Below are 6,985 nucleotides of genomic sequence, written 5' to 3' on the forward strand. Positions count from 1 at the left end.
CTCCCACAGTTTTAACTGTGTTGTGTCAGTAGCCGACGGTGAAGCGTTCGGTGCGAGTGCTTGTGCGATTCAACGTTTCCAGCGACTTGAAAATCCCAATGTGGGGGCTTGCTCCCGATGGCGGTGGTTCAGTCAACGATATTTCAACTGACCCACCGCTATCGGGAGCAAGCCCCCTCCCACAGNCGCGTTGTGTCAGTAGCCGACGGTGAAGCGTTGGCGGGAGTGTTTTGGCGATTCCACTTCGTCGATCAGGGCAATGGCATAGTCGGCAAAGCTGATCCAACTGCGGCCTTCACTGCTGACCAGCAGATCATCCTGGCCTACACGGAATGTGCCGGTGCGTTCGGTTTCAACGAACTCCGCCGACGGCGACAGGAAGGTCCAATCCAGCTCTTTTTCCTGACGCAATGCTTCGAGAAATGCTGCGCCGGCACTGGCTTCGGCCTTGTACTCTGCCGGGAAACCCTCGCTGTCGATCACTCGCCCGCCACCCGGCAGCAGCAGTGAACCGGCACCGCCCACTACCAGCAGGCGTTTCACCCCGGCTTTTTTCACCGGCGCGATCACCGCGCTGGCGGGCAGGGTAGCGAAGTGCGCGGCGCTGATCACCACGTCGCTGCCGCTGATGGCCTCTTGCAGCGCATCTGCATCCAGTGCATCCACTTGCTTGACGGTGACACCCGGGCGCGCCGCCAGTTTGTCGGTGTTACGCGCAATCGCCACAACGCTATGCCCACGACGCAACGCTTCTTCCAGCAGTTGGCTACCGGCACGGCCGGTGGCCCCAATGATTGCAATCTTGCTCATGACGTTCTCCAGTACGTTAGGGTTTAACACCGTTCACCACTTCATTTCGCCCTTGGCGACTTTAGCGCTCAACTCCAGCGAGCTTTCGTCGGCGAGGGTGGGGTAACGCTTTTTCATGGCCGCGATCAGGGCGGCGGAGTCCTTGGCCTTGGCGGTCTCGGCGTCAAAGGCCTTGATGTAGTCGGCGGTAAAGGCCACGGATTTCAGAGACGGTGTGCCCAGGTAATGGCCTGGGATCACGGTGCGCGGCTTCAGGCCTTCGATGCGTTGCAGGGTGGCCAGCCAGTCTTTATGGGATTGCGCACTCTGGGTGTCGGCCATCCACACGTGAATGTTTTCGGCGACCACTACGCCACCGACCACGGCCTTGATCGACGGGATCCACACAAAACTGCGGTCCGGCTGCGGGCCGTCCAGGCCGATTACGTCCAGTTGCTGGCCTTCGAGGTTCAGGCTGTGGCCTTCGAGTACCTGCGGCACGAGGGTTCGGGCGGGTTTATCGGCGCCCATTTTCGGGCCCCAGAACGCAAGCTTGCCGTCCACGGTCGCCTTGATGTGGTCGACCACCGGTTGCGGGGCCAGCACCTTGGCGTCGGGGAAGGCGGTGGTGAGGGTATCGAGGCCGAAGTAGTAGTCCGGGTCGCCATGGCTGATGTAGATGGTGGTCAGGTGTTTGCCGCTGGCGCGGATCTTCTGCACCAACTGTTCGGCCTGGCCCTTGCCAAATTGGGCGTCCACCAGGATCGCGTCCTTGGCGCCGCTGACCAGCACCGAGCTGACCGGAAAGATCGCGGCCTCGCCTGGGTTGTACACCTCCAGAGTCAGGTCGGCTGCCGCCGCATGGGCGGCGAAGGCCAGGGCGGCGGTGGCGAGGGTCAAGCGCTTGAAAGTTGAGAACATCGGGCAGCTCCAGCATCGGTAAGGGATGCACAGAGCTTAGTTGCACAAAACCAGACTAAAAATGCGATGCTGGGACATAGTTTGTTTCTGAAATCGGGCAGATCATGGATCGTCTTCAAGCAATGCGCGTGTTTGTCACGGTGGTGGACCTGGGCAGCCAGTCCGCCGCTGCCGATCATCTGGACCTTTCGCGCCCGGTGGTGTCGCGCTACCTGGCCGAGCTGGAAGATTGGGTCGGCGCACGCCTGCTGCACCGCACCACGCGCAAGCTCAGCCTCACGGCGGCCGGCGGTGAAACCCTGCCACGTTGTCGGCAATTGTTGGAATTGTGTTGCGATATGCAGGCCGCCGTCAGCGAGCCGGATGACGCGCCGCGTGGTCTGCTGCGCCTGAGTGTCAGCACCTCGTTCGGCCAGGCGCAATTGGCCGAGGCCATCGCCGAGTACGTCACGCGCTACCCGCTGGTGACTGTCGACCTGCAAATGCTCGATCGCACGGTGAACCTGGTGGATGAACGCATCGACCTGGCCATCCGCACCAGCAACGACCTGGACCCCAACCTCATTGCGCGGCGCCTGACCGTGTGCCGCTCCGTGGTGTGTGCCTCACCGGCCTATCTGCGGGCGCATCCGGACCCTCGGAAAGTCGAGGAACTGGCCGCGCATAACTGCCTGACCCATTCCTATTTCGGCAAAAGCCTGTGGCATTTCGAAGAGGGTGGCGAGCACGTCTCGGTGCCCATCAACGGCAACATCACCTCCAACGAAGCCAGCACCTTGTTGCGAGTGACGCTGGCCGGGGCCGGGGTGTCGATGCTGCCCACTTACCAGGCCGGTGATTACATCCGCCGTGGCGAACTGGTGCGTCTGCTGCCCGAGGCTGAGCCTCGGCAGATGAACATCTATGCGGTCTACGCCTCGCGCAAGCACATGCCGTCGGCACTGCGCAGCCTCTTGGATTTCCTGGTGCTGAGGTTCCCGGAAGAGCCTGCGTGGGATGTCGGTCTCTAGGCCGACATAAACGTGTTGAATGTCGCCCGATAATGGCAACTTGGCCTGGTTGACCTATGCTTTAGACAGCACCGTGTAGATCCGCTCAGAGGTCTGTGCCATGAGCATTAAAACCAGAAAGTACCTGATGATTTTCAGCCTGTGCGCCATTGCCAGCGCACTGTACGGGACTGCCGCCTACCGCGTGGAGCAGACCCGTATGCAGCCCACCTTTGCGATCAGCTGCCATCAGGATCAATGCGTTCCCCATACTGGCAGTTTCAGCGCGTTGCGCTAAAAATGGCCCACAGGGGATGCAAAGGTGGCAGCCCGCGCCCACCGTTAGCGCTGCGGTGTTTCGGCCTTGAGTTGTTCGCGAAACGCTTTGGGCGAGAACCCGACGCGTCGGCGGAACAGCCGAGAGAAGTTGGTCGGGTCGGAAAACCCCAATACTTCTGACATTTCATTGATGGTCATGCTGGTGTAGGTCAGCAGGCGCTTGGCTTCCAGCAATTGGCGGTCGTGCATGATCTGCAGCGCCGGCTGCCCACCCAATTCCCGACACGTGCCGTTCAGGTGTGAGACCGAGATGCCCAGTTTGTGGGCCAGGTCTTCGATCTTCGGGTGTTCGCGGTAATGCTGCTCGACCAATTGCGTGAACTTGCGAAAATACTCGCGCCCCCGTGGCGCCCGTGGGTGGCGACGCTGGAGGGCTTGGCGGCTGATCCACACCAGCAGCACGCTGACCAGCGCATGCATCATCATGTCCCGCGCCGGTTGTTCGTCGGCGTATTCATCCTGCAAGCGGGCGAACTGGGTGTTCAGGTAATCACTGTCCTTGCCCGCCGGATAGTTGCCCAGCGCCTGTAAACCGTCGACCGTGGCGCCCAACTGAGTTTGCAAATGGCTGACCAGCGGCGCCGCGAGCGTCACCACATAACCTTCGACATCCTCGGAAAAACGAAACCCGTGCACACACAGCGGCGGCAATACCTGCAATGTCGCTTCGTTCAACGTGGAGCGCTGACCTTCGATCTCCAATTCTGCCTGGCCTTTGTGCACATACAGCAACTGGCACAGATCCGCGTGCCGGTGGGGCTGGATTTCCCACTGGTATTCCCGACTGCGCCGGGAAATGGTTTCACAGTGCAACAAATCGGGCGTCGGCCATTGCTGGTTTTCCCCGTAAAGCTTGAAGACCGGAATCGCGGTTTTGGTCATGGTTTCAATCCGATACCCAGGAGAGTGGTGCGGTAATCGCCCCGATTGGCAAAAAGCGCAGGCTTTGGCTCAGTTTTCACCTTCTTATGCTGGCCACTCAAGTGAAAAATGTCAGCTACAAGACCACTGACAATTCTTTCACCCTATCCGTTCGGGTGAAGCATGCGGGCGATAAAAATAATGAAAACGCTGAAAACCCAAGTCGCCATTATCGGCGCCGGTCCCTCGGGACTGTTGCTCGGCCAGCTGTTGCACAATGCCGGTATCGAGACCCTTATCCTAGAGCGCCAGAGCGCCGATTACGTGCAAGGCCGCATCCGAGCCGGCGTATTGGAGCAAGGCATGGTCGACCTGCTGAGGCAGGCGCGCGTCAGCCAGCGTATGGATAGCGAAGGCCTGGTGCATGATGGCTTTGAGTTGGCGCTCAATGGCCAGCTTACCCATATCGACCTCAAGGCACTGACCGGCGGTCAGTCGGTGATGGTCTACGGCCAGACCGAAGTCACCCGCGACCTGATGGCCGCCCGCGCCGACGCTGGCGCGATCACCCTCTACGAAGCCCGTGACGTGCAGCCCCATGGCCTCAAAAGTGATCGACCCTGGCTGACGTTTGAGCATCAGGGCAAAGCCTTTCGCCTGGAGTGCGACTACATCGCCGGGTGCGATGGTTTCCATGGTGTGGCGCGTCAATCGATCCCGGCGGAGTCACTCAAGGTCTTCGAGCGGGTCTACCCCTTCGGCTGGCTGGGCATCCTTGCCGATACACCGCCGGTGCACGCTGAACTGGTGTACGCCAAGCACCCGCGTGGCTTTGCCTTGTGCAGCATGCGTTCGCCGACCCGCAGCCGCTATTACCTGCAGGTACCGGTGGACGAACCGATCGATGAGTGGCCCGACGCACGCTTCTGGGATGAACTCAAAACCCGCCTGCCCAGCCACCTCGCCGAGGACTTGGTAACCGGCCCGTCGATCGAGAAAAGCATCGCGCCGCTGCGCAGTTTCGTCGTGGAACCGATGCAGTACGGGCGCCTGTTCCTGCTGGGGGACGCCGCGCATATCGTGCCGCCCACCGGCGCCAAGGGCTTGAACCTGGCGGCCAGCGATGTGAGCACGCTGTATCGGATTTTGCTCAAGGTCTACGGCGAAGGGCGGGTGGACTTGCTGGAGCGCTATTCCGCCATCTGCCTGCGGCGGGTGTGGAAAGCCGAGCGATTTTCCTGGTGGATGACCTCGATGCTGCACCAGTTTCCCGAGGCGGACGGCTTCAGCCAGCGCATCGCCGAGAGTGAGCTTGAATACTTCATCCACTCCGAGGCGGGGCGCAAAACCATCGCAGAAAATTACGTCGGACTTCCTTACGAAGCTATCGAATAGCCTGCTATCGTATCGAGCATTCCCGCGGGCCGCCTTTTCCCGCGGGCCTTGCTCGAAGGTCCTGCCGTGACGCACCTCAATCAGCCCGCTCCGCCGCTGCCCGCCGTACGCAGCATCCTCGCCTCACTGATGATGGCGATCTTCCTGGGGGCCCTGGACCAGACCATTGTCGCCGTGTCCATGCCCGCCATTTCCGCGCAGTTCCACGACGTCAACCTGCTGGCCTGGGTCATCTCCGGCTACATGGTGGCGATGACCGTGGCGGTGCCGATCTACGGCAAGCTCGGTGACCTCTACGGGCGCCGGCCGATGATGCTGATCGGCATGGGCCTGTTCACCCTGGCCTCGCTGTTCTGCGGCATGGCGCAAAGCATGGAGCAACTGGTGCTGGCGCGGATCCTCCAGGGCATCGGCGCCGGCGGCATGATCTCGGTGAGCCAGGCGATCATCGGCGACATCATCCCGCCCCGCGAACGCGGGCGCTACCAGGGCTATTTCAGCAGCATGTACGCGGTGGCCAGCGTCGCCGGGCCGGTGCTCGGCGGCTACATGACCGAGTACCTGTCATGGCGCTGGGTGTTCCTGATCAACCTACCCTTGGGCGCCGGCGCCTGGTACGTGGCCCATCGCACCCTGGTGGGGCTGCCGGTGCCGCAACGCAAGCCGATCATCGATTACCTCGGCACTGTGCTGATGATCATCGGCCTGACCGCCTTGTTGCTGGGCATCACCGAAATCGGCCAGGGCCACCCTTGGCGTGACGACGAAGTGCTGGGGCTGTTGCTGGCTGCCTTGGTGGCATTGACGTTATTCGTGTGGCACGAGCGCCGCGCACGCGAGCCGTTGCTGCCGATGCATCTGTTCGCCAACCGCAGCGCGGTGTTGTGCTGGTGCACGATCTTTTTCACCAGTTTCCAGGCGATTTCCCTGACAGTGCTGATGCCGCTGCGTTATCAGACGGTGACCGGCTCCGGGGCCGACAGCGCGGCCCTGCACCTGCTGCCGCTGGCCATGGGCTTGCCGATGGGCGCCTATTTTGCCGGGCGCATGACCTCCGTGACCGGACGCTATAAACCGATGATCCTCAGCGGCGCATTGCTGAGCCCCTTCGCCATCCTCGGCATGGCCCTGAGCGCGCCCCAGGCGGTGGGGCTCACGGCGATGTTCATGCTGCTGTGCGGCATCGCTGCCGGCATGCAATTCCCCACCTCGCTGGTAGGCACGCAAAACTCGGTGGACCAGCGCGACATCGGCGTCGCCACCAGCACCACCAACCTATTCCGCTCCCTGGGCGGGGCCGTGGGGGTAGCGTGCATGTCGGCACTGCTGCTGGCGCTGCTGCAGGACTCCAGCTTCGCCCACCTGGCCACCGGCGCAGTGGTGGCCGAAGGCAGTTCCGGCAACGTACTGCTCGACGGCCTTAACGCCGCCCCCGGCCCCGCGCAAGACGCCCTGCGCGGCGAGTTGGCAGTGACATTCCGGCATTTGCTGATGGTCAGTGCAACGGTGTCACTGCTGGGGCTAGCGGCGGCAATCGCAATGCCGAACCGAGTACTGCGCGGCCGTGAGGACAAGGCAAAATAAACTGCCCAAACGCTTGTAGCCCTGCACTAACCACGATGCGAAGCGAGCCGCTCTTGATCGTGACCTTGATCTAGCTTTTGATCTCAGGCGCCCCGTCAAACACGCTG

The 6,985-nt window shown here is 61.7% G+C and carries 7 protein-coding genes; 4 read left to right on the forward strand and 3 right to left on the reverse strand.

The window, feature by feature from the left end; all coding sequences use genetic code 11:
* Positions 1–195: 195 nt before the first annotated feature.
* Positions 196–810, reverse strand: a complete 615-nt coding sequence (locus tag AO064_RS29165; RefSeq protein WP_064055433.1) for an NAD(P)-dependent oxidoreductase — start codon at positions 808–810, stop codon at positions 196–198.
* Between the two features lie 33 nt (positions 811–843).
* Complete coding sequence (locus AO064_RS29170; protein ID WP_064055434.1) at positions 844–1,710, reverse strand: MBL fold metallo-hydrolase; 867 nt, start codon at positions 1,708–1,710, stop codon at positions 844–846.
* 104 nt (positions 1,711–1,814) lie between these two features.
* On the opposite strand from AO064_RS29170, the gene AO064_RS29175 reads away from it, so the two are divergent.
* On the forward strand, positions 1,815–2,720 hold the full coding sequence (locus tag AO064_RS29175; RefSeq protein WP_064055435.1) for a LysR family transcriptional regulator: 906 nt from the start codon (positions 1,815–1,817) through the stop codon (positions 2,718–2,720).
* Between the two features lie 100 nt (positions 2,721–2,820).
* Complete coding sequence (locus AO064_RS31020) at positions 2,821–2,997, forward strand: hypothetical protein (RefSeq protein WP_012722801.1); 177 nt, start codon at positions 2,821–2,823, stop codon at positions 2,995–2,997.
* Between the two features lie 44 nt (positions 2,998–3,041).
* Here AO064_RS31020 and AO064_RS29180 read toward each other — a convergent pair whose 3' ends face one another.
* The gene (locus AO064_RS29180) at positions 3,042–3,920 is read right to left on the reverse strand and encodes a helix-turn-helix domain-containing protein (protein ID WP_064055436.1); all 879 of its coding nucleotides are present in this window, start codon (positions 3,918–3,920) and stop codon (positions 3,042–3,044) included.
* Positions 3,921–4,109: 189 nt separating this feature from the next.
* Between AO064_RS29180 and pobA the strand changes: the two genes are divergently transcribed.
* Both pobA and AO064_RS29190 read left to right on the forward strand, forming a co-directional pair.
* Positions 4,110–5,294 (forward strand): 4-hydroxybenzoate 3-monooxygenase, encoded by a 1,185-nt coding sequence (pobA, locus tag AO064_RS29185; RefSeq protein ID WP_183143912.1) that lies wholly within the window; start codon positions 4,110–4,112, stop codon positions 5,292–5,294.
* A 66-nt stretch (positions 5,295–5,360) separates the two neighbouring features.
* Positions 5,361–6,878: an MDR family MFS transporter gene (locus AO064_RS29190; protein WP_064055441.1), complete on the forward strand. Its 1,518-nt coding sequence runs from the start codon at positions 5,361–5,363 to the stop codon at positions 6,876–6,878.
* Positions 6,879–6,985 lie beyond the last annotated feature (107 nt).

This window comes from Pseudomonas marginalis (genome assembly GCF_001645105.1).
In the GTDB taxonomy this organism is placed as follows: Bacteria; Pseudomonadota; Gammaproteobacteria; order Pseudomonadales; family Pseudomonadaceae; genus Aquipseudomonas; species Aquipseudomonas petroselini.

What these genes read in the sequence shown, in the direction of transcription:
- AO064_RS29180 (WP_064055436.1), bottom strand. Translation starts at nt 3,920, where the DNA reads ATGACCAAAACCGCGATTCCGGTCTTCAAGCTTTACGGGGAAAACCAG.
- AO064_RS31020 (WP_012722801.1), top strand. Translation starts at nt 2,821, where the DNA reads ATGAGCATTAAAACCAGAAAGTACCTGATGATTTTCAGCCTGTGCGCC.
- AO064_RS29175 (WP_064055435.1), top strand. Translation starts at nt 1,815, where the DNA reads ATGGATCGTCTTCAAGCAATGCGCGTGTTTGTCACGGTGGTGGACCTG.
- AO064_RS29165 (WP_064055433.1), bottom strand. Translation starts at nt 810, where the DNA reads ATGAGCAAGATTGCAATCATTGGGGCCACCGGCCGTGCCGGTAGCCAA.
- AO064_RS29170 (WP_064055434.1), bottom strand. Translation starts at nt 1,710, where the DNA reads ATGTTCTCAACTTTCAAGCGCTTGACCCTCGCCACCGCCGCCCTGGCC.